Below are 26,573 nucleotides of genomic sequence, written 5' to 3'. Positions count from 1 at the left end.
AGGTGTCAAAGGTTCATGAGAAATCCGCCAGGATGCATGCCCGTGTCGATGCGTCGTCAGAAGGGGAGCAGCGCAGGTAAAACCGGACAAACCACTTGATGCACTGTGGCGGAAGTCACAGGCCTGAAGGGCTGCCGCGGTGGGTTCTCGCCCCCGGGTGGCGGCGGCGAACGGTGACCGACAGCTTCGATGCGACGCCGCGACGAGTGGCGGGCATCCCATCTCCTGGTCGTCGGTGCTGGTCACCCGGGGTGTCATGGATGGAGGCGGCGCGGTCCGGGCGGCAGTGGGGCCACGGGCGGTCACCGACGTGCCCCGGAAGCGGGACGCCGGGGCGGGGGTGGACGGTTCCCGGGCGCGGAGCGGCCGAGGGGGAGCGGCCTTCGGGACATTTCCACTCTTTCCGCCTGGCTGTTCGTCAGATTTTTTCAGCGGAATAACTCGGCCTTGTTGTGGTCAAGTTGTCGTCGGGTCGGTGAATCGGAAATGCCGAATCGGATTCCGGGAAAAGCCGATTAAGGAGCGGAAGGCGCGGCGTCCGGGCTCCAGTCCGCCGCCGGGCCGGTCGGCAGCGGTGGCAGGGTCCGCAGCGCCCGGGCGATCTGCCCCAGCCAGCGGGTCTCGGCCTCCAGGCCGCCGGTGTGCGGCAGGTGCGGTTCGGCCGGCGGCGGGCCGCCGCGGAGGGGGCCGTCGGGAGCCCGGGTGCGGGCGCGGCGCAGGGCGGCGGCGATCCGGACGGCCTCGGCCCGCGCGGCGGCGTCGGTGTCGGCGTCGGTGTCGGCGTCGGCGTCGGCATCGGCATCGGCGGAGGAGACGCCGGGGGCGGAGGAGTCCTCGGCCGTGCGGTAGCGACGCAGGATCAGCAGCCCGTCCCGGATCTCGATGACCCGCCGGTAGAGGGCGAGTTCGGCGTCGGCGGGTGGCATCCGGCCCGCGGTGATCCGGCCCGGGGTGATCCGGCCCGTGGTGAGGGCGATCTGCGGGAAGGCCGCGTGCAGAGCCCGCCACAGCGGCCCGAGCGACCGGAAGCCGCGGTACGCGGCCCGCCACCGCCGGGCGGCGCGCCCGGCGCGCGCCCACAGCAGCGTGGTGGCGCCGGCCAGCAGCAGGATCGCGCACACGCGTCCGAGCGCCAGCGAGACGGGGTCCTCGGTGGTCAGCTGACGGCCCGTGCGCAGGGCGCCGAGGACGTCGTCGAGGCCCCAAGCGGCCCAGATCAGGCCGACGGCGGTGGTGAGGGTGACCAGGCCGAGGGCCGTGCGCAGGGCCGTGTCGTCGGCCCGGCGGGTCCAGTGCGTCGTCCGGCGCAGCAGGGTGACCAGGCAGCCGACCACGTAGCCGGTGATGACCAGGTCGTAGCCGGCCAGCGCCACGGGGCCGAGGGCGCCGGTGGCCACCAGTTGGCCGCCGTCCTCCCGGGGCCGGGCGAGCAGGAACAGGACGGTCGCGGCGAGGACCGCGAGGGCGGTGCCGACGCAGCGGCGGCGCAGCGCGCGGGCGTCGGCCTCGGGGCGGCGCAGCGCGACGGCGGTCAGTGCGAGGAATCCGGCGGAGCCCGTCCTGAGGTGGTCGGTGAGCATGCCGGACAGGCCCGCCAGGCCGGTTCCGTGGTCGATGTCCACCCTGCCCCGGGCGGCCGTCAGCGCCAGGAAGGCACCGAAGCACCAGGCGAAGCAGCAGGTGAAGCGCAGGGCCGGCGAGCGCCCGCGGCGCCGGCCCGCGAGGAAGCGGTAGGTGCCCAGGCCGAGCAGGAAGGCCGCGGCGAGGGCGAGGACGGGGTCAGTCATGCGGGCCGGTCGGGCGGCGGGTGCCCAGCAGGGGGGAGAGCCGGTGCGCCCACTCGGCGTCGCGGGGCTCCGCGCCGGACGGCCGGCCGCCGGGCAGCAGGGCGCGCTTGAGGATCAGCGAGGCGAGCAATTCGGCCTCCTGCTCCTGCGGTTCGAGGTAGACGGTGCGTCCCAGGACCTTCCCGATCAGTGCCGGGGAGAGGTGCGGCAGCAGGCCGCGGGTGAGTCCCGGGTCGGCCGGGGTGCCGTCGGTGTGGCCCAGCAGGAGGTGGGCGTACTCGTGCACCAGGATGTGCTGGCGGTGCACCTCGCTGGTGTCCTCGGCGTAGACGATGTAGTCGGCCTGACCGGTCGTCACCAGCAGTCCGCACGGAGCCCCGGGCCGTGCGGGTACGGCGATCAGGTCGATGGGCCGGCCGCGGTCGCGGGCGAGGCGGGCGACGAGCTCGGCGGCGTCGAACGGGTCGGGGAGTTCGAGCGAGTCGCTGATCGCGCGGCAGCGCCGCATCAGTCCGCCGTGCCGTCGGATCCACCGCAATGCGCGCCTCACCTGTCCGCCGGGGCCGGCGTGGCCGGTCAGCCGTCGCGGGGTGCCTCCCGGTGGCACCGCGTCGTGCTCACCGGGAGGGTTTGCCCCTGGCAGCCTCCCGGCGAGCGATAGTCTCGATCACATCGGAGACCGTGTCCAGGGCTTCGGGCGAGAGTTCCACCGCCCGCAGCGCCATGTTCCGGACGCCGGCGTCCCGCAGCGCCTCCAGGACGGCGAGTTCGGCGAGGATCTCCTCGGAGCGGTCGTCGAAGAAGTAGGCGGGCGAGACCTGGAAGAACCCTGCCAGGGCTTCCAGGTGACGTTTGGTCGGGTTGTCGCGCCTGCCGGTGCGCAGCTGCCACAGGTAGGTGGCCGAGAAGGTCTCGCCGGTGGCCTCGCGGCAGGCGCGCGCCACGTCCTCGTTGCTGTACTGCTCCCGGTTGGGGCGCCGGACCGTGCGGAACAGCGTCTCGATCTTCTCGGCGAGCGAACTCGCCCCGGCTCCCGCCATCTCCGCCTCCTGCGCCACCTGGCCTCCTGCGTCACCACTGCCGGTTCGGGCGGCGCTGGTGCACGGGGTCGGCCGCCGGGGAACCATCGTAGCTTCGGGCACGGCGCCGGTGTCGGGCCGCGCCGCTTCCCGGCCCCCTCCCGGGCGGGAGGGGGTGTCGCGCGCGGGACGGCGGCGGCCGAGGGAGGCGCCGCGGCAGGTGCCCCCGGAGTGCCGAACACCCGGGGACACCTGCTGAGTCGACCGGATCGATTCCGTTCGGTCGTCGGGCCCGGTTGTCACCCCTCGTGCAGCGCCCACTTGTTGCTGTCGACCCGGGTGTTGCCGGGCAGGGCGATCAGTTCCGGCTTGAACAGCGGCTGGGTGTCCATCGCGGGTTCCCAGGTCGCCAGCTTCTCGTCCTGGGGGACCTCGATGCGCCGGTCCGCGGCGAGGTCGGCGACCACCTTCAGCAGCAGTCGCACGCCCAGCGGAGCCAGGTGGTCGCGCCACAGGCTCTGCGCGGTCGAGCCCGGGGGCACGAACAGGTGCTCCTGGGCGGCGAGCGGGCCGCCGTCGGTGCGCTCGGTGAGGTGGTAGACGCTCCCGCCCGTCACCTTGTCGCCGTCGCGGATGGTCCATCGGATCGCGTCCCGGCCGCGGTGCAGCGGCAGCAGGCTGGGGTGGTACCCGATGGTGGCGACGGTGGCCCTGGCGCGCGTGTTGCGGCCGAGGAAGGCGTGCGAGTGCGCGGCGACGATGATGTCCACCCCGTCCGGGATGTGCATCGCGCGCAGTTCGGCCGAGTCCGTCCAGGGGATGTCCCGGGGGAACGCCCAGGCGCGCAGGCGGTCCCAGGCCATCGCGTCGCTCTCGTCGGACTTGCCCTTGCGCAGCCGGGGCGCGGCCGCGCCGACGATCTTGTGACCGTTGTCCAGGAGGGCTTCCGCGACCTGAACCGCGAACGCCCCTTGTCCTGACATGTAGATGTTCATCCGCACTCCTGCGGTCGCTGGTTCGGGTGGTGGTCGCCGTCGGGTCGCCGTCAGGCCGCCGGCGTTCCCACCGCGGTGGTGAAGTGCTGCTCGACGTAGTCGAGGGCACCCTCACGGTCCGGGCAGGAGTGGACGATCCGCCAGCCGTCCGGGACGGCCAGGTGCGGCCGCCACAGCGCGTACTGCTCGTCGGCGTTCACGACGACCAGCCAGTCGCCCTCCCCGCCGTCGAAGGGGTTGCCGCTCATCGGTCGACCTCTTTCAGTCCGGAGTGATCGGGATCGAAGCGCACCGGCATGGTGGAGAACCCGGTCAGGAAGTTGGACCGGATGGGCAGCGCCTCGTCGGTCTGCTCGAAGCCGACGGTGAAGTCCCGCAGGGCCTTGAGCAGTTCGGCGATCTCCACCTTGGCCAGGTACGAGCCGACGCAGAAGTGCGGGCCGTAGCCGAAGGCCAGGTGCTTGTTGGGGGTGCGGCCGAGGTCGAACTCCTCGGGCCGCGCGAAGACCCGCTCGTCGCGGTTGCCGGAGGCGTGCCACAGGGTGACGATGTCGCCCTTCCGCAGCCGCACGCCGTGCAGTTCGGTCTCCCGCTCGACGCTGCGCCCGAAGTGCATGGTGGGCGAGGCCCAGCGCAGCACCTCGTCCACGGCGGTCTCGACGGCGACCTCGCCCTGCTTGAGCCGCCGCCACTGCTCGGGCTGGGCCGCGAGGGTGCGGACGCAGTCGATCATCGTCAGCCGGCTGGTCTCGTCGCCCCCGATGATCAGGCTGTAGCAGTTCAGCACGACGTCCTCGTCGGTCAGCGGCACCCCGTCGATGGCGCTGCCGATCAGCATGCTGATGACGTCCTCGCCCGGTGACTCGCGCCGCTCCTCGACGATGTCCATGAAGTACATCAGGATCTCGTTGCGGGCCATCTCGGAGTCGACCTCGTCGACGTCCTCGTCGTCCGCCGAGAGCGCGGTCTTGGTCAGGGAGAGCAGGTAGTCCCGGTCCCGCTCGGGCACGCCGAGCAGGTTCGAGATCGTGGTCATCGGGATCCGGCTGGCGATCTGCTCCGCGAAGTCGCAGCCGCCGGACTCGACCGCCTCGCGGATCCACTGCCGGGTGTTGACCCGGACGGTCTGCGCGACCTCGTCGAGCACCCTCGGCGAGAGCACCCGCTGGAGGATCTTGCGCAGTTCCAGGTGCCGGGGTCCGTCGGTGACGGCCAGCATCCGGCCGGCCCCGGCGTCGCCGCCCTCCAGGAGGGTGACGAGCACGTTGCCGCGCTGGGACGTGAAGTTCACGTTGTCCCGGTAGGTGGCCATGATGTCGTCGTAGCGGGAGAGCACCCAGAACCCCCGGCGGCCGCCGACCGGCGGGTTCCAGTGCATCGGTGCGGTGTCCCGCAGGGTGCGCCAGAACCCGACGAGGTCGTGGTCCGCGAAGGTGGCCGGGTCTCCCAGGTCCAAGGTGTCCAGTGCCGGTGTGCTCATGGTCACCAGTCCGTACGCCAGAACCGGCGGGGCTGGAACGGGTAGGTGGGCAGCGGCACGCGGCGGCCGGCCTCCCCGAGGTGCAGGGCGTCGAAGTCCACCTGCTGGCCGGTCACCCAGGCGGCGGCCAGGTCGGACAGCGCCTCGTGGTCCCGGCCCGCCGGCACGATCCCGCTGTCGTTGCGCGAGAAGGCGCCCGGGTCGGTCCGCGGGGCGGCGGCGGTCGTGGTGGCCGCGCCGCGGGCGGCGTCGTCGGACAGCGCCGCGATCAGCTCCTCGCGGCTGCGGACCACGGCCGCCCACCGGCGGGCCATCACCTTGCGGCCGAGGTTGAGGGTGAAGCACACGTCGTCCAGGCGCAGGCCGGGGTTCGCCTCCAGCCACTCCTTGAGGCGGGTGCGCTGGCGGCCCAGCGCGTCGTCGTCCAGGGCGGACAGGGTGGCCAGCCGCGGCCGGCCCGCCTCCTCGGGAGCGCGCTCGGCGGGCGCCGGCGCCTCCTCCAGCAGCAGGTGGGCGTTGTAGCCGCCGCCGCCGATCGAGGTGATGCCCGCGCGGCGGATGCCGGCCTCCGGCTCCCAGGCCGCGCCCTCGATCTGCGGCACGAACGGGGTGCTGGGGAAGTCGAGGTCCTGGTTGACCTCCGTCAGGTTGATCGTCGCCGGGAGCGTCTTGTGGTACAGCGACAGCGCGGCCTTGATCGCGCCGAAGCCGCCCGACACCACGCCGCCGTGGCCCACGTTGCCCTTGACCCCGCCGATCGAGGTGGTCGCGGTCTGCTTCCCGAACGCCATGGTCGCCGCGTGCACTTCGAGCTCGTCGGTCATCGGCAGGCCGAGGCCGTTGGCCTCGTACATGGACACGGTGTCCGGGGTGACGCCGCCCACCTCCATGGCGGCGGCGATGCAGGCGCTCAGCCGCTCGGGCTGGGCCAGGCCGTACGCCATCGCGCTGACGCCGTTGTTGTTGACGGCCGAGCCCCGGACCACGGCGTAGACGTGGTCGCGATCGGCGACGGCCTGGCCGAGCGGCTTCAGCAGCACGGTGACCACGCCGCTGGACAGCGCGGTGCCGGTGCCGTTGGCGTCGAACGGGCGGCAGTGGCCGTCCTTCGACAGGATGCGGTTCTCCTCCCAGAGGTGACCGCGGGGGTGCGGCAGGCGGACCATCGAGCCGCCGGCTATCGCCATGTCGCTCTGGCCCAGCAGCAGCGACTGGCAGGCCAGGTGCACCGAGTAGTGGAAGCCCGCACAGACGGCGGCGACGGTGACGGCCTCGCCGGTGAGGCCCATGTAGTACAGCGCGTTGGAGGTCATGGTGTCCGGCGACCACGCCAGGCTGGCCTCGATCGCCTCGGGGCCGACCGACACCCGGTCCGGCGGGGAGCTGTAGAGCGCGGCGGTCTGCGGGTTGTTGGCGCCGTACATGCCGATCTCGGCCTTGAGCCGGTCCGGGTCGTAGCCGCCGTCCTCCAGCGACTCCCAGGCGCTCTCCAGGAACAGCCGGTTCTCCGGGGTCATCGCGGCCGCCATCCGGTCGCTGATGCCGAACACCGACGGGTCGAACTTGTCGTACGTGTCGAGCACGCCGCAGGCCCGTACGTAGAACGGGCTGTGGATCAGGGTCTCGTCGACGTGGATGTCCTCCTTGGCCAGGAAGGACACGGTCTCCCGGCCGTTGACGAGGATGTCCCAGAACTGCTCCTTGGTGCGGGCACCCGGTGCCCGCAGGGACATGCCGATGATGGCCACGTCACCCGGGTCGTACTCCTGCTCGGGGCTGTCGGTCATGGAAGGCTCCTGCTTCGTGTCGGGTAGGGGGCGTGACTCAGCGGCCGGTGGCGCCGCCGCGGCCGCGCAGGGCGGCACGGCGGGCACCGGCCCGCTGGCGGGCCGACTGGACCACCTCGGGGGTGGCGCCGAACTCGTCGTCGAGCCAGCGGGCGAGGGAGGCGATGTCGCGGAAGCTGAAGAGGTCGGGCACGCGGACGCGGCGGTCGAAGCGCCGGGTCATCAGCCGGGCGAGGCGGACGAGCAGCAGCGAGTCGCCGCCGAGGTCGTAGAAGGCGGACTGCACGTCGATGGTCGACGGTTCGAGGTCGAGCAGCTGGCCCCAGATCTCCGACAGCGCGATCTCGGTCGGCGTGGCGGCGGCGGTCAGCGGCCCGTCGGTGTCGGCGGCCGGCGGCTCGGGCAGCGCGTTGCGGTCGAGCTTCCCGCCCGGGCCCAGCGGGAGGGCGTCCAGGAACACGAGCGTCGCGGGCACCATGTAGTCGGGCAGTTCGACGGCGAGCCTGCCGGTGACGGCGCTCTGGAGCGCGGCGTCCAGCCGGGGGCCGTCCTGCGGCGCGCCGTCGCCCGCGGGCACGACGTAGCCGACGAGCCGGTTGCCCCGGACGGTGGCGGCGGCCTCCCGGACCTCGGGGCAGGCGGTCAGCCGGGCCTCGACCTCCTCCAGCTCGATCCGGTAGCCGCGCAGCTTGACCTGGTGGTCGGAGCGGCCGAGGAACTGGAGTTCGCCGCTCTCGGTGAACTTGACGACGTCCCCGGTGCGGTACATGCGCTCGCCGCTGCGGAACGGGTCCGGCAGGAACCGCTCGGCGGTGGTGCGCGGCCGGTTGACGTAGCCGTGCGCGAGGCCGACGCCGCCGAGGTAGAGCTCGCCGGCCTCGCCGACCGGCAGCGGCTTCAGCTCGTCGTCGAGCACGTAGACCAGGTCGGTGGTGGTCGGCGGGCCGATGGTCGGCTCGTCGGTCCCCTCCTCGGGCACCAGCCCGAACGAGCAGAAGACGGTGCCCTCGGTAGGGCCGTAGGCGTTGAACACCCGGGTGGCGCCGGTCTCCTGGTAGGCCCGGTCGACCAGCTTGCGGCGCAGGGCCTCGCCGCCGAACACGATCGAGCGCACGTTCGGGGGCAGGGCGCCGGCGTCGAGCAGGCCGTTCATCACCGACGGGACGACGGACAGGTGGGTGACCCGGTCCACGTACCGGCTCTCCGGCAGGTGCACGGCGCTCTCGACGAGCACCACGGCGCCGCCGCGGCACAGGGCGTTGAAGACCTCCATCACGGACAGGTCGAAGCAGATCGAGCTGGCGGCCGAGACGCCGCTCAGGTCGCAGCCCTCCAGGACCCGGTCCATCTCGGCGAGCATCGCCACGGCGCCGGAGTGCCGCACGGCCACGCCCTTGGGCCTGCCGGTGGAGCCCGAGGTGTAGATGACGTACGCGGTGTCCTCGGGCACGACCGCGACGGGCTTCGCGCCGGCCTCGGTGGTCACGCCGTCCCCGAGCACGACGACCGTCGGCCCGGGCGGGCAGCTGGCCCGGGACGCGGGCGTGGTGAGCAGCAGGCGGGTCCCGCTGTCCTGGACCATGAAGGTCAGCCGGTCGGCGGGGTAGTTCGGGTCCAGCGGCAGGTAGCAGGATCCGGAGCGCAGGGCCGCCAGGACGGCGACGAGCAGGTCGGGGGTGCGCTCGACGCAGATGCCGACCGGGACGCCGGGGCCCGCGCCGTCGGCGGCCAGCCGCTCGGCCAGCACCCGGGACCGCTCGTTCAGCTCGCCGTAGGTCAGGACGCCGGCGTCGGAGTAGACCGCGGTCGCGTCGGGGTTCTTGACCGCCTGGGCGATGAACTCGGAGTGCAGGGTTTCGGTCACTTGTCCGTCTCCTTGGGGAGGCCGGTCGGCGCGATGTCGCCGAGGGCCTGGTCGGGTCGGGCGATCGAGTCGAAGAGCACGGTGCGGTACAGCGCGAGCAGGGCCGTCACGGTCCGCCGCTCCAGGTAGCTCGGCTTGAACTGGACGTGGCCGGCCACCCTGCCGTCGATGTCGGCCATCGAGATCTCCAGGTCGAACTTGGCGAGGTGCCGGCGCACCTGGAGCGGTTCGAGTGGCAGCGCGCCGTCCGGGGCGATGGTCTCGCCGATGCCGTGGAAGAGCTTGACGGAGCGGGGGAAGGCGTCCGAGGACAGCCAGTTGACCACCACGTCGAACCAGGGGGAGCGGCCCTCGGCGCGCGGCGGCTTCAGCTGGGAGGCCAGCAGGTCGAGCGGGTAGTTCATGTGCTCCAGGAGGCCGAGCGAGAAGGCATGGACCTCGCTCAGCAGCTCGCGGAAGCTCCGCCCGCCGGAGGGGTTCGCCCGCACCAGCACGGTGTTGAGGTAGTAGCCGATGGCGGACTCCCAACCGGGCTCGGCCCGTTGGGCGATGGCAGTGGCCAGCACCGAGTCCTCGGTCCCGGCCGCGCGGTTGAGCGTGGCGAAGAACCCGGCCAGCACGACGGTGCTCACCGACACGCCCTCGCGCACCGCGAACTCCCGCAGCAGGCGGGTCTCCTCGGCGCTCCAGCGGAACGCGATGTCGCGGCCCTCGTAGGTGACGCCCGGCGGCCGCTCCTTGCTGGAGAGGTCGAGGTGGGCGGGCGGGTCGGCCAGCTTCCGCGACCACCAGTCCAGGGCCGCCTCGGCCGCCGGACCGGCCAGCCACTGCCGCTCCCACTCGACGAACTCGGTGTACGGGGCGACCGGCGCGCTGCGGGCGGGGTCGGCGCCCTCGTAGTACTCCTGGAGTTCGCGGATCATGACGTCGGCCGAGGCCGCGTCCGACGCGATGTGGTGGACGAGCACCATCAGGTAGTGGTCGGACGGTCCGCGCCGCATGAGGACGATCCGCACCAGCGGCCCGTTGTCCATGTCGAGCGGCTCGTGCCCGTACTGGGCCAGCTCCTCGCGGGCCTGCTCGTCGTCCAGGTCGGAGGTGTCCACCACGAGGAACTCGTACACCGGCTCGTCCAGGACGACCTGGTACGGGCTGCCGCCCGCCTCCACGAAGACGGTGCGCAGCGCGGGGTGCCGGTCCAGCACGGCCCGGACGGCGTGCTCCAGGGCCTCCTCGTCGACCGCCGTCCGGATCCGGGCGGTCACCATGAAGTTGTACGGCACGGCGTCCGGCGCGACCATCTGCATGAACCAGAGCGAGGCCTGGCCGTGCGAGGCCGGCGCCACTTCGAGACCGAGGCCTTCGGCGCGCAGCTGCTCCAGCGCCGGCGCGTCGGTGGCCTCCAGCAGCCCGCGCGCGTCCAGCTCCTCCACCAGCTCCTCGGCGTCCAGTTCGGACAGGTCCTCCAGGAACGACCGCTTCGGCGCGGCCTCGGGGACCGGGGCGGGCCGGGCGGCCGCGGCCGGCGCCTGGGGCGCCGGCACCGCCGGGGCGGGCGCGGCCGGTCCGCCGGAGAGCCCGACGAAGTGGCCGACGACCTCGGCGATGGAGCGCCCGTCCAGGAACACCACCGGCGACACCCGGTGCCCGAGCACCGCCTGCATCTTGTTGACGAGGCGGATCGCCAGCATCGAGTCGAGGCCGAAGTCGCGCAGACCGGCGTTCTCGTCGAACCTGCTCACCGGCACGCCCAGCGCGTCGGCCAGTTCGGCGAGGACGACCTCCGCCACCGGCCGGTCCGCCGTGGCCGGCGCCGCCGCCGGCCGCACCTCGACCGGAGCGGCCACCGTCGCGGCCACGGCCGCGGTCCCGACGGCCGGGGCGGGCGCCGTCGCGCCGCGGGGCTCGGTGTCGGTGTCGATCCAGTAGCGCTCCTTCTGCCACTGGACGAGCGGGGTCTCCACGAGTTCGACGTCGTCGGCGAAGAGCGGGTCGAAGGTCAGCGGCAGGCCCCTGACGTACAGCGAGGCGGCGGCGCCCAGCAGGCAGCGGACGTCGCTCTCCTCACGCCGCAGGGAGTTGATCGCGTGCACCTGGACGCCGCGGGACAGCCCGATCTCCTCGACCGCGCCGCGCAGCGTCTCGTGCGGGCCGATCTCGATGAAGGTGGAGACACCCCGGTCGACCAGCGCACCGATCGTCTCGGCGAACCGGACCTGGTTGCGCAGGTTGTGCACCCAGTAGTCGACGTCGGCGACCGGGTTCACCGTGTCGGCCAGCGCGGTGGAGTGGAAGGGGATGGCCGGCGTCAGCGGGGTGATGCCGTCGATGCTCTCGCGCAGCGGCTCGATCAGCGGGTCCATGCCGGGGCTGTGCACCGGCCGTTCGACCCGGATCCGCCGGACCGAGACGCCGTCCCGCCTGAGGTCGGCCTCCAGGGCGTCGACGGCCTCGGGCGAGCCGGAGACCGCCGCGCTGGTGGGGCTGTTGACCACGGCGACGGCGGCGTGCTCGGCGTACGGGGCGAGCCGCGGCCGCAGCTCCTCCTCCGGCAGGTCGACCGAGATCATGGCGCCCTCGGCGGCCTTGCGCTCCAGCAGGTGCGAGCGCGCGACCACGACCCGGGCGGCGTCCTCCAGCGACAGCGCGCCGGCCACGCAGGCGGCCGCGACCTCGCCCAGGCTGTGCCCGACGACGGCCGCCGGCTCGATGCCCAGGTCGATCCAGACCTTCGCCAGCGAGACCTGCAGGGCGAACAGCACGGGCTGCTGGAAGTCCATCTCCTCGTACCGGGCCTCCTCCGCGGGGGCGGCGAGGTGGTCGAGCACCGAGAAGCCGCCGGCCGCGCGCACGGCGGCGTCGCAGGCGTGCATCGAGGCCCGGAAGCCGGCGTGGGAGCGCAGCAGTTCGCGGCCCATGCCGACCCACTGGGTGCCGCCGCCGGAGAACACCAGCGCCACCCGCCGGTCGGCGTTGCCGGAGACCGTGCCCGTGACCACGTCGGGGTGCGGCTGCCCGGCGGCGACCCGGGCGAGTCCGTCCAGGACGTCCTGCCGGTCGCGGGCGAACAGCGCGATCCGGTGGCCGTGGTGGGTGCGCCTGGCGGCGAGGGTGTAGGCGAGGTCGGAGACCCGCAGGCCGGGGTCGCGTTCGACGTGGTTGGACAGCTCGCGGCAGGTGTCGGTCAACGCGCCCGCGGTCCGGGCGGTGACGGGCACCAGGTGCAGCTGCCCGTCGGCCGCGGCGTCGCCCGGGCTCGGCGCGACGTGCCGTCCCCGGTCGCCGGCCAGGAAGGGGTGGGCCGCGACGGGGTGCCCGGCGGTGTACAGGGCGCCGAGCGAGCCGAGCAGGGTCGAGGCCTCGTCGGCGCCGCGCCGCAGCGAGGGCAGGGTGGTCGCCGGCAGGATCTCCGAGGCCGACTTGAGCAGGAGGGGGTGCGGGCTGAGCTCGATCACCGCGTCGACGTCGTGGTCGCGCAGTTTCGTCAGGGCGTCGACCACCCGGATCTCCCGGCGCAGGTTGTCCGCCCAGTAGTCCGGTCCGAGCTCCGCGCCGTCGACGAGTTCGCCGGTGACCGTCGAGATCATCGGGATGCGGGTGCTCCGGGGCCTGATGCCGTCGAGCTCGACCTTCAGCGGGGCGAGGACGTGGTCGACCAGCGCCGAGTGCGGGGCGTGGCCCATCCGCACCCGGTGGTTGGTGACGCCGGCCGCGGTCAGCCGCTCGACGAGGTCGTCGATCTCCTGCGGCGTGCCGGTGACGAGCGTGGAGTTGAGGCCGTTGTAGCCGGAGAGGGTGAGCCCGCCGGTCAGGTGCGGCCGGACCTCGTCCGCGGGGGTCATCACCACGATGCCCTCGCCGCGGCCCACGGCCAGCAGCTGGAGGAGCCGGCCGTGGTGGGCGGCCAGGCGGGAGGCGTCGTCGAAGTCGAGGGCGCCGGCGATGTGGGAGGCGGCGAACTCGCCGACGCTCTGCCCCACGACGACGTCCGGCTCCACCCCCAGCGAGCGCCAGGTCTCGGCCAGCGCGACCTGCAGGGAGAACAGCAGCGGCTGGAAGACGTCCATGTCGTCGAGGCGGCCGTCGGGGGCCAGCAGCTGTTCGACGAGCGAGAAGCCGAGCAGCTCCCGCATCCGCTTGTCGGACTTCATCATCGACCGGCGGAACACCGGCTGGCCGGCCAGCAGTTGCCGGCCCATGCCGACCCACTGCGAGCCGTTGCCCGAGAACAGGAACGCCACCCGCGGCCGGCGGCCGGCCTGCTCGCCGACGCTCAGTCCGGGGGCCTGCGCACCGCTGCCGAAGGCGTCGAGGCTGCTCCTGAGTTCGGCCATGTCGCGGGCGGTGGCCGCGAGCCGGAACGGGCCGTCGCCGGGCGTGCGGCGGCAGAGCGCGCGCAGGTCGGTCGCGTCGCGCAGCGCCCGGGCCCGCTCGGCCAGCGCCTCGCGGGAGTCCGCGGCCAGCAGCAGGAGCGAGGCCTCGGGGCGCGGCAGCTCCTCGACGGCGACGTGGCAGATCGAGCCGCCGAACCCGAACGAACTGACGCCGCCGCGGCGGGCGTCGGAGTGCCGCGGCCACGGCTCCAGCCGGTCCTGGACGGTGAGGTTGTACTCGTCGAACAGGATCTGCGGGTTCGGCGCGGTGTAGTGCAGGCTCGGCGGCAGCACGCCGTTGCGCATCGACATCGCGAGCTTGACCAGGCCGACGATGCCGGCGGCCGCCTCCAGGTGGCCGACGTTGGACTTGACGGAGCCGAGCCGCAGCGGCTGCGGGCGGTCGCCGCCCAGGACGGCGCCGATGGCGTTGGCCTCGATCGGGTCGCCGAGCGGTGTCGCGGAGCCGTGGCACTCGATGTAGTCCACGAGGTCCGGGGAGATGCCGGCCCGCTGCCAGGCGGTGCGGAGCATCTTCTCCTGCGCCTGGGGGTTGGGCGCCGTCATGCCGTTGCTCAGGCCGTCGTTGTTGGAGGAGCTGCCCTTGATCAGGCAGTACACCGGCAGGTCGCGCTCCAGCGCCACGCTCAGCGGGGCGAGCACGACGACGCCGGCGCCCTCGCCGCGGACGTAGCCGTTGGCGCGGGCGTCGAAGGACTTGCAGCGGCCGTCCGGGGCGAGCGCGCCCATCGCGTCCATGGCGGTGTAGTAGTCGGAGACGAAGCTCAGGTTCACGCCACCGGCGAGCACCAGGTCGCTCTCGCCCAGCTGGATCGACTGGCAGCCCACGTGCACCGAGATCAGAGACCCCGCGCAGGCGGAGTCGATGGCCATGCTGGGGCCCTGCAGGCCGAGGATGTAGGAGACGCGGTTGGCGATGATGCCGTCGTGCATGCCGGTCGCGGTGTGCGGGGTGATCTGGCTGTCGGGGCCGCGGTAGTGTGCCAGGGCGGCGTAGTCGCCCCAACAGGAGGCCATGAACACGCCGGTGTCACTGCCGACCAGGCTGTGCGGCGCGATGCCCGCGTCCTCCAGCGCCTCCCAGGACAGCTCCAGGATCAGGCGCTGCTGCGGGTCCATCTGGACGGCCTCGCGGGGCGAGATGCCGAAGAACAGCGGGTCGAAGCGGTCGATGCCGTCGATGAATCCGCCCCAGCGCACCCGGTCGTTCAGCAGCTCGCGGCGGGCGCCCGGTACCGGTCCGACGGCGTCGCCGCCCTCGACCAGCAGCCGCCAGAACGCGGACGGGTCCGGCCCTCCGGGGAACCGGCAGCCGATGCCCACGACCGCGACGGGCTCGTGCGAGGGCGTGCGGCGCCGGGTGGTCGGGGCGGGCTCAGCGGCACGCGGGCCCTCGACGAGTGCCCGGGCCAGGCCGTCGACGGTCGGGTACTGCCACATCCAGGTGGCGGGGACCTGCCAGCCGAGGAACTCGGACAGGGCGGCCGCGAGGTTCACCGACTTCAGCGAGTCCAGTCCGTACCGGTGCATCGGCGCCCACCGGTCCACCGAGTTCGGGGACAGGTCCAACAGCTCGGCAAAACGGGATAGCAGGAAGTCCGTGACGGCGGATATGTCTCGCGCTGCGCGCTCTTGGGGCATGGCGACTCCCTCAGCAGGGCTGGTGAAATGGGCGGGTGGAGCTTCACAACCGATCGTTCACAAGGGGGGCTCGTCAGTGATTCCGCATCAAGGCAGTTCGACGACGAATGCTAGATCCGACCTGTACATGACATGCATGGACATGCGATGGGGCAACACTGCTCCTCGCGCGGGGAGGGGGGAATGGCTGCCCGAAGTTCCGGCTGTGCGGTGCGGCCGTGCATGGTGTGACGACGGCAAACTTCGAGGTGACTCGGGTGGTCGCGATTCAGCGGCTCACTGTGGAATTCTCACCGCCCCCGTGCGGCCCTGCCGGTGGATCTGTCGTGCAATCTCGCTGCCGGGATTTCGCAGTGCCGCTTTCTTTCGTCCGCCCTTGAGCGCGGAGAGTCCAGCGACTCCAGGATTGCGCACTTTGCGGGCCGGTTGAAGCGCTGGCGAGATTTGATCGCCAAAGTGTCCGATTCGATCTCCTCGGACGGTACCGTTCAGTTCCATCTGCGGGCGCGGGGCGGAGTGGACAGCGGACGATCGACCAATGCAAGCTGTCCGCATGGCAGTTGACAAATTTGATAGGGCGTCAGCCGATGCCAGCAGCTCCTTACCCGGACGCAGCGACCACCTCGGGCGGGCACTCGCCGGCCGCGACTTCCACGGCAGGCCCGCATGACCGACACCACTGACACCACCGGCGACACCACCGGCGCCGCGGCCTCACGGGTCCGCCGGCCGGGACTCGCACTCGGCGTCCTGGCCGGGGCGCTGGCCCTGGACGTGAGCGGCCTCGGAGTGCTCAACGCGGCGCTGCCCTCGGTGGGGGAGCGCTTCCACCTGGACGAGAGCACGCTCCAGTGGGTGATGACCGCCTACGCCGTCACGTTCGCCGGCTTCCTGCTGGTGGGCGGCCGACTGGCCGACGTGATCGGGCGGCGGCGGGTGTTCGAGGCCGGCGTCGCCCTGTTCACCGTCTCCGCGCTGATCGGGGCGGTGGCCCCCAACACCGTGACGCTGCTGGGCGCGAGAGCGGTCCAGGGCATCGGCGCCGCCCTGTCGGGGCCGGCCGCGCTGGCCCTGCTCACCGACACGTTCCCGGCCGGTCCGGCGCGCAACCGGGCCTTCGGGGTGTACGCGGCCGTCGGCGCCGCGAGCTTCAGCGGCGGGGTGCTGCTGGGCGGCGTCCTGACCGAGTTCTTCGGCTGGCGCTCGGTGCTGTGGTTCTCGGTGCTGGTGGGTCTCGGTGTGCTGGGCGCGACGCGCATCGGACTGCCCGACGGCGTCGGGCACCGCGGTCGACTGGACCTGCCCGGAGCGATCACGGGCACGCTCGGCCTCACCCTGCTCGTCGTCGGCGTGAGCAGCAGCGGCGCCACGGCGTGGATCGTGCTCGGCGCCGCGGTGCTCTCCCTGGTGCTGTTCGTGGTGCGCGAGCACCGCACCGCCGACCCGGTGCTTCCGCTAAGCCTCTTCCGGATCGGCTCGGTGCGGGAGGCGAGCCTGGCCGCGTTCCTCCAGTACATGGGCTCGGTCGGGATGCTGTTCTTCGCGCCCCTGTACCTGCAGGGGATGCTGCACTACTCGCCCTTCGAGTCCGGCATCGCCCTGGTGCCGATGTCCCTGGCGGTGTTCCTCACCGCCAACTTCGCCACCGGCCGCCTGCTGGCCACGTACTCCCCGCGGACGCTGATGGCCGTCGGCCTCGTCCTGATCGGCGTGGGCACCGGGCTGTGGCTGGGCACGCCGCAGGACGGGAACTACCTGTTGCACGTGATGCCCGGTCTGGTGGTCAGCGGCATCGGCCAGGGGCTGAACTTCCCCTCGATGACGTCCGCCGGCCTCTCCGGCGTCCCGGAGCAGCAGCAGGCCGTCGCCGGCGCGGTGAACGTCGTGACGCAGCAGATCGGCGCCAGCGCGGGCGTGGCGGTGATGGTCCTGGTCGCGGGGACCAGCGGCGACCAGCTCGCCGGGTACCACCTCGCCTACGTCACCGCCGCCGTCGCGTGCGTGGTGGGTGCGGCGGTCATCGCCGTGAGGCGACGGGCCTGAGTCTCCTCCCGGGGGCGGTGGCCGGCGTGAGCCGGCCGCCGCCCCTTCGTCATGTCCGGGGAGCCCGTGGCGCGTCGGCCGCCGTCCCCCGTGGGCCCGGAGCCCCGCCCCCGGGCCGCGCGGCCGGCTCCCCGGCGCCGGCTCAACCGGCCTCGGAGAGCCGTTCGTTCCTGGCGAGGGCCGCCGCCCGGACGTCCAGCAGCGCGAGCAGGACGGGCGGGTCGAGGGCGTGCACGGGTCGCAGGCGCAGTTCGAGCGGCTTCGGCGGGACGTTCGCCCTGATCTCGACGGGGCCGACGGAGCCGACGGAGACCTCGCCGGTGAGGACTTCGTCGAAGGAGGCGGGGACGGAGTGGGCGAGGAGGTACCAGGTCCCGGGCGGCACGTGTTCGAGGAGGAAGGCGCCGGGGCGGGGGAGGACGGTGCAGGCGGCCGGCCGGCCCTCCGGGATGCGGGTGCGGAAGAGCCCGACGAAGACGCGGCCGAGGCCGTCGGCGACGGGAGCCCGGATCTCGCCGCGGACGGTGGCGAGATCCGTGGGTCGGGCCCAGCGCCGCCGTTCGAGTTCGATGCTGGTGGTGAAGCCGCGTAACTGGCGGAACATCGTGGGCGACGTGCCGACGCTGCTGGCGAACCGTGAGCTGAAGGTGCCGACGCTGTTGTAGCCGACGCGGTGGCTGATCTCGGTCACGCTGAGGTCCGTCTCGATGAGCAGACGTTTGGCGGCCTCGATGCGGATGGCGGACAGGAAGCGTCTCGGTGAGACCCCGGTCACCCGCTGGAATTCCCGGGAGAAGTGGAATTTGCTGTAGACGGCCGCCTGCGCCATGTCGTCTATGGTCAGTATTTCGCCGATGTTCTCGTGCATGACCTCGATGGCTCGGGCCACGGCCTCTTCGATTGCGGGCTTCACAATGACTCCAGGTTCTCGCAGTACCGGTGGACGACGGAAACTCCACTCCGGTATTGCGTCCTGGAACGCGGCCGAGGGGGGCGGGCGGCCTGAGATACCGGAGCGCGCGAGGTTTACCCTCTCCCTTCTGTTAAGCGACGGTGACACACCGTGGCACCGTGATAACGACTGATGACCGTAGCAGGCGGACATGACAAGTTCAACGACTTCCTCGCGCGTTGATTTGGCAAAGTCGAGAGGTGGAATACCGGCCGGTATGCGTTTGAACTATTGAAGCAATTGGCGAGATGCGCCGGAGGGGGGCATACGGATGTCACGGACGGGACGGATGTGATTCAGGAGTACTCATGTGACGGCTGCGCCGGTCCGGCGTCGGAGCGGAACCGTTCGGGAATTCACCGCGGATCGCGCCGGCCCCGCCCTCAGTCCGAGTCGGTCGTCGCCGGGTCCACCTCCTCCCACAGTCGCTCCACGGAGGCCGCCACCGATGCGACCGCGGCCTCCAGGATGTCGCCGGCCGCGACCATCAGCCCCACCAACTGCGCCTCCAGCAGCCGATCGGCGTCGCACGGCTCGGTCAGGTAGTCGCCGAGCTCCAGGACCACCAAACCGTGCACCGCGGACCACATCTGATGCGCCACCAGCTCGGCGTCCTCCGAGCGGAACCGGCCCGCCTCGATGCAGCGGGCGGCGCACTCGGCCACGCCGGCCAGAGTGTAACGGCCGTATTGCCGGTCCTCCTCGCCCAGCGAGAACCCGGCCAGCGAGGAGCCCCCGAACATCACCGCGTACAGGTGGGGGTTGGCCAGCGCATTGCACCGGTACGCACGACCCAGCAACGCCAGGTCGCTCACCGGGTCGTCACTGAACTCCACCAGGGTGAAGTAGTGCTGGAGCCGGGTGAACCCTTCATGAACCATGGCGCGCACCAGCCCGCGCATTCCGTTGAAGTGGGTGTACAGGGCCATGGTGGAGGTGCCGCTCTCGCTCGCGATGCGGCGGGCGGACAGCGCCTGCGGCCCTTCCTCCGCCAGCAACCGGGCGGCGATGTCCACCAGTGCGGGCCGGGCACCGGGATCCGTGCGACGCGGACTCATTCCCTCAGTCAAGCAAAACGCCCTTATGTCAGGGACGTTCGCGCCCACAACCCTCCGATCCCCGCACAATGCGAGAAGCGGCCCGCGCGGCGCCGGGCATAGCTTTCCAGTCACTCAGCGCGACATTCCAGGGGCGGCCGACGGCCGGAGGAGAAATGTCGACGCCCGGTCGCGCGACCACCACACCAGCGCTCGACGGAGGTCGCTCTTGTCCACCACCACACGCCCCGGCCGGATCACCGGCGCCACATTGCTCCTGGCCCTGGGCAGCCTGATCGTGCTGGTCTCCTCCGCGGTGGCCTTCCGGCACTCCTTCGCGATGGATCCCGCGATGCCGATGGATCCCGCGATGCCGATGGACCACATGCCCGCCGACAACGGGCGGAAGCTGCACGGCATGGCCCTGTCGGAGATGCCGGAGATGTTCACCGCCCTCGCCGGACTGCTGGTCGTGGTGGCCGGCGCCGCCCTGCGCGGGCGGCCGAAATCCGTCGAGGCTGACTCCGGGACGGGGCGGCGCGGCCGGCTGCTGATCCTGCTCATCGGTACGGCCGCCCTCACCATCGACATCAGCAAGACCTCCACCCTGGGCTTCGTCATCCCCGGCATGCGGGCCGAGTACGGGCTCGATCCCCGCGCGGCCTCCCTGCTGGCGGTCTGCGGACTGACCGGGACGGCGACCGGGGCGCTGCTGTTCGGCGTGCTCACCGACCGGATCGGCCGCCGCAGCTCCTACCTGATCGCCACCCTCGGGTTCACCGCCACCAGCATGTGCGGCTCGATGCCCACCTTCGAGGGCAACCTGGTGATGTGCGCCCTGATGGGCGTGGCGGTCGGCGGCCTCGCCCCGCTGCTGATCACCCTGCTCACCGAGACCGTCGGCGGAAAGGTCCGCGGATCGGTGGTGGTGGCGCTCTCCGTCGTCGCCACCGCGGTCGGCTACCTGGTCGCCGCCGGCTCGGCGCTGTGGCTGGAACCGGTGTTCGGCTGGCGGATCCTGTGGCTGATCGGCGCCCCCACCGGTGCCGCGCTGGCCCTCCTCACCCCCTTCGTCCCCAACCGCACCTCGGCCCCCGCCCCGGTGGCCGCGGGCGCACCGTCGGCCGTCCGGCACCTGCCCAGGTCCTCACGGGCCCTCACCCACGGCCTCCAGCGCGCTTTCGCCACCCTGATCGGACTGCTCACCTTCGGCCTCACCACCTGGGTGCCGAGCCTGGCCCGGATCGGCGGCGTGCCGGTGCACACCGCGAACCTGATGCTCACCATCGCGGCGATCGTGATGATCCCGTGCGCCCTGCTGCTGATGCTGGGCTACCGCCGCTTCGGCCCGACCTCCATGGCGGCGGGCCTGGCCACCGTCACCGCGGTGCTGCTGCTGGCGCTCACGGCCAGCGGCGCGGTGGCCGAGGTGGGCTGGATCGCCGCGGGCGCGCTGGTGGCGGCCCTGTTCTCGGTGAACTCGATGGCCGCGATCTTCCTCCCGATCGCGGCCGACCTGGCGGATCCGGAACGGCGCGGCCGGACCACCGGATGGGTCTCCCTGTTCAACCGACTGGGCGGCCTGATGGGGCCGCTGCTGCTGGCGAGCCTGGTGTCCTCGCCCTCCGCCGTCCTGGTGGCGGTCTCCGCCCTCGCCCTGCTGTGCGGCGCGGCCGCCTGGTACATCAGCCGCCGGCACCGGCTCGCCCTGGTCGGCCTGGAGCCGGTGACCGACTGAACCGACTGAACCGACCGGCTGACTGACCGACCGACCGGGAGTACGCGGGCCGGCCGACCGACGAACCCGTCGGCCGGCCGGCCTGCCGTGTTCCACCGCGGGAGCGGACGCAGGGGAGTGCGGACACCCGAGGGGACGGGAGCGCCGCGGAGCGGGCCGAGCGCTCAGCACGAGCAGAGAAGCCCGCCGATCGGCGCCCGGCCGATACTGGGCTGGCCCCCGATCCGACGCCCCGCAGCGTGCGTCGAGACGGCGTCGGCATCCGGGTCCCCCCTATGGAAGGAACAGGCATGCCCGACTCGCAGGACGTGATATCCGCACTGGCGGCGGACGGCGACGCCGTCGACGCCCTGGTGGCGAACCTGACGGACGCCGACTGGAAGCGGCCCACGCCCGCGCCCGGCTGGACCGTCGCCCACCAGATCGCCCACCTCGCGGCCACCTTCAAGATCGCGGGAACGGCCGCGGGCGACCCCGAGGCGTTCAAGGCGATGGTCGCCGGCATCGGGCAGGACTTCGACGGCGCGGTGCAGCAGTCCCTCAAGCCCTACCTGGCGTCCGGCACGCCGCAGCTCCTGCTGGAGCGGTGGAACGCCGAGCGCCGGACCGCCGAGCAGGCCCTGGCGGCGGTCCCGGCCGGCCAACCGGTGCCGTGGCTGGTCCGCCCGCTGCCGGCGCCCGTGCTGGCCGCGGCCGGCATGATGGAGCTGTTCGGCCACGGCCAGGACATCGCCGACACGCTCGGAGTGCACCGCGAGCACACCGACCGGCTCCGCTACCTGGTCGAATTCGCGGTCCGCACCTGGGACTTCGGGTACCAGGCGCGCGGGCTCACGCCGCCCGAGGTCGAGTTCCGCTTCGAGATCACCGCCCCGTCGGGAGCCCGGTGGGAGTTCGGTCCCGCCGACGCGGAGCAGCGCGTCAGCGGCCCCGCCGTCGACTTCTGCCTGCTGGTGACCCGGCGCCGGCACCGCGACGACCTGGCCCTGACGGCCGAGGGCAAGGACGCCGACGCCTGGCTCGACCTCGCCCAGGCCTACCGCGGCCCGGCCGGAGAGGGCCGCGCGCCCGGCCAGTTCCGTTCGCAGTCCGGGAACTGACTTTCCGTCACCCGTCCGGAAATCCGAGAGAGGGGACCTTCATGGCCACCCGTACCGACGAATGTGCCGTGGTTCTCGGCGGAAGCATTGCGGGCCTGCTGGCGGCCAGGGTGCTCTCCGAGTCCTATCCGAGGGTCGTGATCGTCGAACGCGACAAGATCCTCGGGGTCCGCGGCCCGCGCCGCGGCGTCCCGCACGGCAACCACGCCCACGGGCTGGTCGCCCGCGGCCACCAGATCATGGAGTCGCTGTTCCCGGGCCTCACCGACGAGTTGATCGCCGCAGGGGTGCGGCCCGGGGACTTCAGCAACGACATCCAGTGGTACTTCAACGGGCTGCGGCTGAGCCCCGCGCGCACCGGCCTGCCGTCCGTGCCCGCCACCCGGCCGGTGCTCGAACACCATCTGCGCGAGCGGGTGCGGGCGCTGCCGGAGGTGTCGTTCCTGGAGGAGCACGACATCGTCGCCCCGGTGACGGACGCCTCCGGACACCGGGTCACCGGGGTCAGGGTGCAGGCACGCACGCCCGGGGCCGAGGAACAGACGCTCTCCGCGCACCTGGTCGTCGACACCACCGGCCGCGGCTCGCGGACCCCGCGGTGGCTGGCCGACCTCGGGTACCAGGCGCCGCCGGAGGAGCGGATCGAGATCGACCTGGCGTACACCACCCGCCACTACCGCCTGGAGAAGGACCCGTTCGACAGTGACATCGCCATCATCCCGGCCGCCACGCCCTCGCACCCGCGCGGAGCGTTCTTCTACCGGGTGCCCGGCGACGACAACAAGGTGGAGCTGTCGGTGACCGGGCTGCTGGGCGACCACCCGCCCACCGACCCGGAAGGGTTCCACGCCTACGTCCGGTCGCTGCCCGTCCCCGAGATCTACGAGGCGATCCGCGATGCCGAACCCCTGGACGAACCGCTGCGCTTCCGTTTTCCGGCCAGCGTCCGCCGGGACTTCCACCGGCTGGAGCGCTTTCCGGCCGGACTGCTGGTGATGGGCGACGCGGTCTGCAGCTTCAACCCCGCCTACGCCCAGGGCATGACCTCGGCCGCCCTGCAGGCGCTGGTGCTGCGCCGGCACGCCGCCGGGCGGCGGCTGCCCAGGCCCCAGGCGTACTTCCGGGACATCGCCCGCGAGATCCGCTCCCCGTGGTCGTTCGCCGCGGTGACCGACCTGGGCTACCGGGGCGTCAAGGGCAAGCGGAACCTCCAGACCGCCCTGGTCAACCGGTACGCCGCGCTGGCGCAGCGAGCGGCGGTGCACGACCCCCGGGTGACCGACGCGCTGGTGCGGATCGCCGGACTCGTGGCCTCCCCACAGTCCCTGATGCACCCTCGGATCCTGCTGCGCGTGCTGCGCGCGGCCCGCCGTCCGGTACCGCCCTCGGCCTTCGGTGTGCCCGCTCCGTGAGCCGGCCGGTACGGGGTTCCGCTGGTGCGGAAAAAAGTTTTTCGCGAGGATGTCGCCAGATGTCGAGATCGGCGGATCAGCGCCGACTTAGGAGTGAAGGCCCCACCGGGCGCCTCACGTCGCAAGGAGCGGAACCATGAAGTACCTGATCATGATGTACCCGAACGCCGATGTCCTCGCCGCGCTGCCGGAGGAGGAGCGCAACGCGGTCTTCCAGGGCCACGGTGCGTTCATGGAGAAGATCAAGGCCACCGGTGAGTTCGTCGGGACCCTCGCTCTGGCCGGCCCGGACGAGAGCTCCGTGGTGCGCGTTCGCGGCGGCGTCCCCGCCGTGACCGACGGCCCGTACGCCGAGGCCAAGGAATACGTGGGCGGCACCTACATCATCGAGGTCGCGGACCTGGCGCGCGCCCACGAGGTCGCCGCGATGATCCCGGATGCCGCGGTCGAGGGCCTCGGCATCGAGGTCCGTCCGATCGTCTTCAGCGAGGGCGCTTCCGCCTGACCCGGTCGCCCGGGGGCCTCGCGGCCCCCGGGCTCCGCCCCGCGCCCTCGCCAGTCCGTGTGCTGTGCATCGAGAGGACGAACACATGAAGGTTCCGGAGTTGCTCCGCGACAAGGTCGTCGTCGTGTCGGGCGTGGGATCCGGTCTCGGCCGGACGCTCGCCGTGCGGTGTGCCGAGGCGGGCGCCGACGTCGTACTCGTGGCGCGCACCGCGTCCTACCTCGACGAGGTGGCCAAGGCCGTCGAGGAGACCGGTCGCCGCGCGCTGGCGGTTCCCACCGACATCACCGATCCGGATGCCGCCGGCGCACTCGTCGCCGCCGCGCTCGACGCGTTCGGCCGGGTCGACACCCTGATCAACAACGCGCTCGTGGAGCCGCCGCACACGGAACTCCACGACACCGACCTGGACGACGTGCGCCTCGGCATGGAGGTGACCGTCTACGCGGCGCTGCGGCTGTCGAAGCTGTTCACCCCGGCGCTGAGGGACAGTCGCGGCTCGATCGTCATGGTCAACTCCTCCGTCCTGCGGCACTCCAAGCGTGCCTGCGGGGCCTACAAGATCGCCAAGTCGGGCCTGCTCGCGGCGGCCCAGATGCTCGCCACCGAGTTGGGCCCGGAGGGCATCCGGGTGAACACCGTGGCGCCCGGGCCGATGTGGACCGACAAGGTGAAGGGGTTCATCGGCGAACTCGCGGCCATGCGCGGCCTGTCGTTGGAGGAGGGCTACCAGGAGGTGGCCGCCGACATGGACCTGCGCCGCCTGCAGACCCCGGAGGAGACCGCCGACGCGGTGCTCTTCCTCGCCTCGGACCTGGCGCGCGCCGTCACGGGCCACTGCCTCGACGTCAACTGCGGTGAGTACCACCACTGATCCCGCGTCCGTCCCGCAGGCGACCCATGGACCGCAGGCCGGAGCGCCGGCCGGAGCACCCTGACGCTCCCGACGGACCCAGGTGTCCGAGAACATTCGAACAAGTGTCCTCACGTGGAGCCGATGGTGTCGATCACCATCGGCTCCACGCGTCTGACCAGCGAAGACCGTGGATTCGCCGGGCGTCGCGGAAGTCTTCTCAAAAAAGTTCCGCGAACCGGCGCAAGAATCGGCCCGCTGCTTCGACAACGTAGTGAGCGACATTCCGAAATGATCGAAAGGACGCATCACGGCCATGTCCGTCACTACAGCGGAAACCGACCTCCCTCGCACGAGCGCGCGGCCCTGGCTGGCACTGGCGGTTCTCGCCCTGCCGACCCTGCTGGTCGCGCTGGATGCGAACGTCCTGTTCCTGGCGCTGCCCAAGCTCACCGCCGACCTGGGCGCCAGCAGTGTCCAGCAGTTGTGGATCACCGATGCCTACGGATTCATGGTCGCCGGTCTGGTGATCACCATGGGGACCATCGGCGACCGGATCGGGCGCCGCCGACTCCTCATGGCGGGCATGGCGGTGTTCGCCCTGGCCTCGCTGGCCTGCGCCTGGGCGACCAGCCCGATCATGCTGATCACGGCGCGCGGCGTGCAGGGCATCGCGGGCGCCACGCTGATGCCCTCCACCCTCGCCCTGATCACCAACATCTTCCGTGACGACAAGCAGCGCGGGAAGGCCATCTCGATCTGGGCCACCTGCACCTTCACGGGTGCCGCGCTCGGGCCCGTGCTCGGCGGCGTGCTGCTCGCGCCGTTCTGGTGGGGCGCCGTGTTCCTGCTGGCCGTCCCGGTCGCGGCCGTGGTGCTGATCGCCGGGCCGATCCTGCTCCCGGAGTTCCGCCCCGAGCAGTCCCGCCGCCTGGACCTCACCAGCGTCGTGCTCTCCCTGCTGGGGATCCTCCCGGTGGTGTACGCGATCAAGGTCCTCACGCTGGGCACCGCGAGCACCGTCACCGGTGTGGCGGCGCTGGTCGTGGGCCTGCTGTTCGGCACCGTGTTCGTGCGCCGTCAGCTGAAGGGCGAGGACCCGCTGCTCGACCTGCGGCTCTTCGCCAACAGCTCGTTCACGGTCATGCTGACCGCGCTCGCGCTGGCCGGGATGATCCTCGCGGGCACCGCCCTGAACGTCACCCAGCTGCTGCAGACGGTGCTCGGCTACTCCCCGCTGGCCTCGGCGCTGTGGTTCGTCCCGATGGGCCTGTGCATGGCGGTGGGGACGATGTCCACGCCGGCCCTGATCCGTTCGATCACGCCGCGGACCGCGATCGTCGGCGGCATGTTCCTCTCCGCGATCGGCGCGGCGGTGCTGATCCTGGTGAACGGTGAGCACGGCCCCTGGCCGATCGTGCTCGGCACCGCGGTCATCGGTCTGGGCGCCGGTCCGATGTTCGCGCTCGGCATCGGTCTGGTGGTCGGCTCGGTGCCGCCGGAGCGCGCGGGTTCGGCCGCCTCGATGGCGGAGACCGCGAACTACCTCGGCGGTGCGCTCGGTCTGGCCGTCCTCGGCACGATCGGCTCCGCGGTCTACAGCAGCGAGATGAACGGCGTCGGTTCCGACCGCGCCCGGGAGACCGTCGCCGGCGCCGCCGCCGAGGCCGCGCAGCTCGGGGCCGACGCCTCCGCGGCGTTGCTGAAGACGGCGCACGCGGCGTTCGTCAGCGGGCTGAACGCCGTCGCCGCCGTCTCCACCGGGGTCTTCGTCCTGCTGGCCGTGCTGGCCGGGGTCTACTTCCAGCGGGCGGGCCGCAACAGCGGTCAGTGACCTGACCGGCCGACCCGACGGGGCCGGGGGGGGGAGCAAGGGGGCCGCGCCCGTCCCGTCCGGTTCTCCCGGAAAATTCTACTTCTCGTTTCAGGGCAGGATGTGGGTCTGGTACTCCCCTCCCGCCATCCT

At 72.2% G+C, this 26,573-nt stretch carries 18 protein-coding genes; 7 read left to right on the top strand and 11 right to left on the bottom strand.

Annotated elements, in window-relative coordinates; all coding sequences use genetic code 11:
• Positions 1 to 515: 515 nt before the first annotated feature.
• The 9 genes from ACZ6EM_RS20735 to ACZ6EM_RS20695 all read right to left on the bottom strand — a co-directional run bounded on the left by ACZ6EM_RS20735 (position 516) and on the right by ACZ6EM_RS20695 (position 14,967).
• A complete protein-coding gene (locus ACZ6EM_RS20735) occupies positions 516 to 1,787 on the bottom strand; it encodes an MAB_1171c family putative transporter (protein ID WP_465772949.1) in 1,272 nt (423 codons plus the stop codon).
• Positions 1,780 to 2,295 (bottom strand): ParH-like protein, encoded by a 516-nt coding sequence (locus ACZ6EM_RS20730; protein WP_359906740.1) that lies wholly within the window; start codon positions 2,293 to 2,295, stop codon positions 1,780 to 1,782. The genes ACZ6EM_RS20735 and ACZ6EM_RS20730 overlap by 8 nt, the downstream gene beginning before the upstream one ends.
• 109 nt (positions 2,296 to 2,404) lie before the next feature.
• The gene (locus ACZ6EM_RS20725) at positions 2,405 to 2,827 is read right to left on the bottom strand and encodes an XRE family transcriptional regulator (protein ID WP_401049518.1); all 423 of its coding nucleotides are present in this window, start codon (positions 2,825 to 2,827) and stop codon (positions 2,405 to 2,407) included.
• 278 nt (positions 2,828 to 3,105) lie between these two features.
• Positions 3,106 to 3,801 (bottom strand): formyltransferase family protein, encoded by a 696-nt coding sequence (locus ACZ6EM_RS20720; RefSeq protein WP_359906746.1) that lies wholly within the window; start codon positions 3,799 to 3,801, stop codon positions 3,106 to 3,108.
• A 50-nt stretch (positions 3,802 to 3,851) separates the two neighbouring features.
• A complete protein-coding gene (locus tag ACZ6EM_RS20715) occupies positions 3,852 to 4,049 on the bottom strand; it encodes an MbtH family protein (protein ID WP_359906749.1) in 198 nt (65 codons plus the stop codon).
• Positions 4,046 to 5,287: a cytochrome P450 gene (locus tag ACZ6EM_RS20710; protein ID WP_401044325.1), complete on the bottom strand. Its 1,242-nt coding sequence runs from the start codon at positions 5,285 to 5,287 to the stop codon at positions 4,046 to 4,048. The genes ACZ6EM_RS20715 and ACZ6EM_RS20710 overlap by 4 nt, the downstream gene beginning before the upstream one ends.
• Positions 5,284 to 7,068: a beta-ketoacyl synthase N-terminal-like domain-containing protein gene (locus tag ACZ6EM_RS20705; protein ID WP_452178529.1), complete on the bottom strand. Its 1,785-nt coding sequence runs from the start codon at positions 7,066 to 7,068 to the stop codon at positions 5,284 to 5,286. The genes ACZ6EM_RS20710 and ACZ6EM_RS20705 overlap by 4 nt, the downstream gene beginning before the upstream one ends.
• Before the next feature lie 37 nt (positions 7,069 to 7,105).
• Positions 7,106 to 8,932 carry a non-ribosomal peptide synthetase gene (locus ACZ6EM_RS20700; protein ID WP_465772948.1) on the bottom strand — a complete coding sequence of 609 codons (1,827 nt, stop codon included), beginning with the start codon at positions 8,930 to 8,932 and terminating at the stop codon, positions 7,106 to 7,108.
• Positions 8,929 to 14,967 carry an acyltransferase domain-containing protein gene (locus ACZ6EM_RS20695; protein WP_465772947.1) on the bottom strand — a complete coding sequence of 2,013 codons (6,039 nt, stop codon included), beginning with the start codon at positions 14,965 to 14,967 and terminating at the stop codon, positions 8,929 to 8,931. Before ACZ6EM_RS20695 ends, ACZ6EM_RS20700 begins: the two co-directional genes overlap by 4 nt.
• Before the next feature lie 666 nt (positions 14,968 to 15,633).
• Here ACZ6EM_RS20695 and ACZ6EM_RS20690 point away from each other — a divergent pair.
• A complete protein-coding gene (locus tag ACZ6EM_RS20690) occupies positions 15,634 to 17,010 on the top strand; it encodes an MFS transporter (protein WP_465772946.1) in 1,377 nt (458 codons plus the stop codon).
• Between the two features lie 142 nt (positions 17,011 to 17,152).
• On the opposite strand, the gene ACZ6EM_RS20685 is transcribed toward ACZ6EM_RS20690, so the two are convergent.
• Entirely contained in the window at positions 17,153 to 17,878 is a 726-nt protein-coding gene (locus ACZ6EM_RS20685) for a helix-turn-helix transcriptional regulator (protein ID WP_359915572.1), read from the bottom strand.
• Positions 17,879 to 18,345: 467 nt separating this feature from the next.
• Positions 18,346 to 19,020 (bottom strand): TetR/AcrR family transcriptional regulator, encoded by a 675-nt coding sequence (locus ACZ6EM_RS20680; RefSeq protein WP_401044340.1) that lies wholly within the window; start codon positions 19,018 to 19,020, stop codon positions 18,346 to 18,348.
• A 208-nt stretch (positions 19,021 to 19,228) separates the two neighbouring features.
• Between ACZ6EM_RS20680 and ACZ6EM_RS20675 the strand changes: the two genes are divergently transcribed.
• From ACZ6EM_RS20675 to ACZ6EM_RS20650, 6 genes are all read left to right on the top strand, one after another.
• Positions 19,229 to 20,737, top strand: a complete 1,509-nt coding sequence (locus ACZ6EM_RS20675; protein ID WP_465772945.1) for an MFS transporter — start codon at positions 19,229 to 19,231, stop codon at positions 20,735 to 20,737.
• A 290-nt stretch (positions 20,738 to 21,027) separates the two neighbouring features.
• Positions 21,028 to 21,837, top strand: coding sequence for a TIGR03084 family metal-binding protein (locus ACZ6EM_RS20670; RefSeq protein WP_452178526.1), 810 nt, complete (start codon positions 21,028 to 21,030; stop codon positions 21,835 to 21,837).
• Between the two features lie 41 nt (positions 21,838 to 21,878).
• Complete coding sequence (locus ACZ6EM_RS20665) at positions 21,879 to 23,249, top strand: FAD-dependent oxidoreductase (protein WP_452178525.1); 1,371 nt, start codon at positions 21,879 to 21,881, stop codon at positions 23,247 to 23,249.
• A gap of 136 nt (positions 23,250 to 23,385) precedes the next feature.
• Positions 23,386 to 23,754, top strand: coding sequence for a YciI family protein (locus ACZ6EM_RS20660; protein ID WP_401051745.1), 369 nt, complete (start codon positions 23,386 to 23,388; stop codon positions 23,752 to 23,754).
• An 85-nt stretch (positions 23,755 to 23,839) separates the two neighbouring features.
• On the top strand, positions 23,840 to 24,628 hold the full coding sequence (locus ACZ6EM_RS20655) for an SDR family oxidoreductase (protein WP_401051747.1): 789 nt from the start codon (positions 23,840 to 23,842) through the stop codon (positions 24,626 to 24,628).
• 295 nt (positions 24,629 to 24,923) lie between these two features.
• Positions 24,924 to 26,441, top strand: coding sequence for an MFS transporter (locus tag ACZ6EM_RS20650; RefSeq protein WP_401051750.1), 1,518 nt, complete (start codon positions 24,924 to 24,926; stop codon positions 26,439 to 26,441).
• Positions 26,442 to 26,573 lie beyond the last annotated feature (132 nt).

The sequence above is a fragment of the Kitasatospora sp. NPDC041917 genome, from assembly GCF_055589745.1.
Note: the sequence above shows the minus strand (reverse complement) of the source record. Positions and strands in the feature narration are given on the sequence as shown.

What these genes read in the sequence shown, in the direction of transcription:
- ACZ6EM_RS20735 (WP_465772949.1), bottom strand. Translation starts at nt 1,787, where the DNA reads ATGACTGACCCCGTCCTCGCCCTCGCCGCGGCCTTCCTGCTCGGCCTG.
- ACZ6EM_RS20730 (WP_359906740.1), bottom strand. Translation starts at nt 2,295, where the DNA reads ATGCGGCGCTGCCGCGCGATCAGCGACTCGCTCGAACTCCCCGACCCG.
- ACZ6EM_RS20725 (WP_401049518.1), bottom strand. Translation starts at nt 2,827, where the DNA reads ATGGCGGGAGCCGGGGCGAGTTCGCTCGCCGAGAAGATCGAGACGCTG.
- ACZ6EM_RS20720 (WP_359906746.1), bottom strand. Translation starts at nt 3,801, where the DNA reads ATGAACATCTACATGTCAGGACAAGGGGCGTTCGCGGTTCAGGTCGCG.
- ACZ6EM_RS20715 (WP_359906749.1), bottom strand. Translation starts at nt 4,049, where the DNA reads ATGAGCGGCAACCCCTTCGACGGCGGGGAGGGCGACTGGCTGGTCGTC.
- ACZ6EM_RS20705 (WP_452178529.1), bottom strand. Translation starts at nt 7,068, where the DNA reads ATGACCGACAGCCCCGAGCAGGAGTACGACCCGGGTGACGTGGCCATC.
- ACZ6EM_RS20695 (WP_465772947.1), bottom strand. Translation starts at nt 14,967, where the DNA reads ATGCCCCAAGAGCGCGCAGCGCGAGACATATCCGCCGTCACGGACTTC.
- ACZ6EM_RS20690 (WP_465772946.1), top strand. Translation starts at nt 15,634, where the DNA reads ATGACCGACACCACTGACACCACCGGCGACACCACCGGCGCCGCGGCC.
- ACZ6EM_RS20685 (WP_359915572.1), bottom strand. Translation starts at nt 17,878, where the DNA reads ATGCACGAGAACATCGGCGAAATACTGACCATAGACGACATGGCGCAG.
- ACZ6EM_RS20680 (WP_401044340.1), bottom strand. Translation starts at nt 19,020, where the DNA reads ATGAGTCCGCGTCGCACGGATCCCGGTGCCCGGCCCGCACTGGTGGAC.
- ACZ6EM_RS20670 (WP_452178526.1), top strand. Translation starts at nt 21,028, where the DNA reads ATGCCCGACTCGCAGGACGTGATATCCGCACTGGCGGCGGACGGCGAC.
- ACZ6EM_RS20665 (WP_452178525.1), top strand. Translation starts at nt 21,879, where the DNA reads ATGGCCACCCGTACCGACGAATGTGCCGTGGTTCTCGGCGGAAGCATT.
- ACZ6EM_RS20660 (WP_401051745.1), top strand. Translation starts at nt 23,386, where the DNA reads ATGAAGTACCTGATCATGATGTACCCGAACGCCGATGTCCTCGCCGCG.
- ACZ6EM_RS20655 (WP_401051747.1), top strand. Translation starts at nt 23,840, where the DNA reads ATGAAGGTTCCGGAGTTGCTCCGCGACAAGGTCGTCGTCGTGTCGGGC.
- ACZ6EM_RS20650 (WP_401051750.1), top strand. Translation starts at nt 24,924, where the DNA reads ATGTCCGTCACTACAGCGGAAACCGACCTCCCTCGCACGAGCGCGCGG.